This is a genomic window from Streptococcus oralis, assembly GCF_001578945.1.
Classification (GTDB): domain Bacteria; phylum Bacillota; class Bacilli; order Lactobacillales; family Streptococcaceae; genus Streptococcus; species Streptococcus oralis_Q.
In genome coordinates this window covers 57,447-58,673 of sequence record NZ_KQ969556.1, presented here as the reverse complement: position 1 = coordinate 58,673, position 1,227 = coordinate 57,447, and the positions used below count along the sequence as shown (strand labels likewise).

1 protein-coding gene is annotated in these 1,227 nt (G+C 40.7%); it reads left to right on the top strand.

The window, feature by feature from the left end; genetic code table 11:
* Window positions 1-335 precede the first annotated feature (335 nt).
* Window positions 336-1,028: a histidine phosphatase family protein gene (locus tag SORDD16_RS09150; protein ID WP_061453207.1), complete on the top strand. Its 693-nt coding sequence runs from the start codon at window positions 336-338 to the stop codon at window positions 1,026-1,028.
* The last annotated feature ends 199 nt before the right edge of the window (window positions 1,029-1,227 follow it).

Sequence of the window (1,227 nt, the reverse complement as noted above, 5' to 3'; positions counted from 1 at the left end):
AGGAACAGCTCCAGTTATGAAGGTCAACGGGGCTTCGTCTGTTGATTTCATCTCTCGTGGTGGACAAATCCCAGCTCCAATCCATAGTTTTAAAAATTAATAAAAAAGAGAGAAGATTTAAGTTGAGTTTAAGGATGACTGTGTATACTATAATCATTAAATAAAGACCTCCTAACTTTATTTAATAGAAATCCTAAACTTTTTCATAATAATCTCCTAGGGAAGCTACCATGAGGGTAGCTTTTCTTTTGGATAATTTACAAATGTTGGCTTTGCTTTTGAAAGCCGAATATTTCTTTAATCCATGATATAATAGAAGAAATGGAGGATAGAAAATGTCTAAAGTAAGATTGTATTTGATTCGTCATGGGAAAACGATGTTTAACACCATTGGACGTGCTCAAGGATGGAGTGATACACCTCTGACTGCAGAAGGTGAGTTGGGAATCCATGAACTGGGAATTGGATTGAGAGAGTCTGGTTTGCAGTTTGACCGCGCTTATTCCAGTGACTCAGGTCGCACCATTCAAACCATGGGAATTATCCTAGAAGAACTTGGCCTGCAGGGGAAAATCCCTTACCGCATGGACAAGCGAATCCGTGAGTGGTGCTTTGGTAGTTTTGATGGGGCCTATGATGGGGACCTCTTTATGGGCTTGATTCCGAGAATTTTCAATGTGGACCATGTTCACCAGTTGTCCTATGCAGAGCTAGCAGAAGGTCTAGTTGAGGTTGATACAGCTGGCTGGGCTGAAGGTTGGGAAAAACTCAGTGGTCGAATCAAGGAAGGCTTTGAAGCGATTGCCAAAGAAATGGAAGAACAAGGTGGGGGCAATGCTCTCGTCGTAAGCCATGGAATGACCATTGGGACCATTGTTTATCTGATTAATGGCATGCATCCGCATGGTCTCGATAATGGTAGCGTGACGATTCTTGAATATGAGAACGGCCAGTTTAGCGTTGAAGTTGTCGGCGACCGTAGTTATCGAGAGCTCGGACGTGAGAAGATGGAAGAAATAAAAAATTGATAGAAGTTAGCTCCAAGTGGGAGCTAATTTTTTTCCTGCTAAATAAGCTGGATTTGCGATTCAGTATTTCTTGTTATCCAAGTCTAAAAGAACATTTCTCGTCTTTCAAATTCCCTCAAAAATGGTATAATAGTAACATCATAAAATTGGAGAGAGACCATGAGTTTTTACAATCATAAAGAAATTGAGCCTAAGTGGC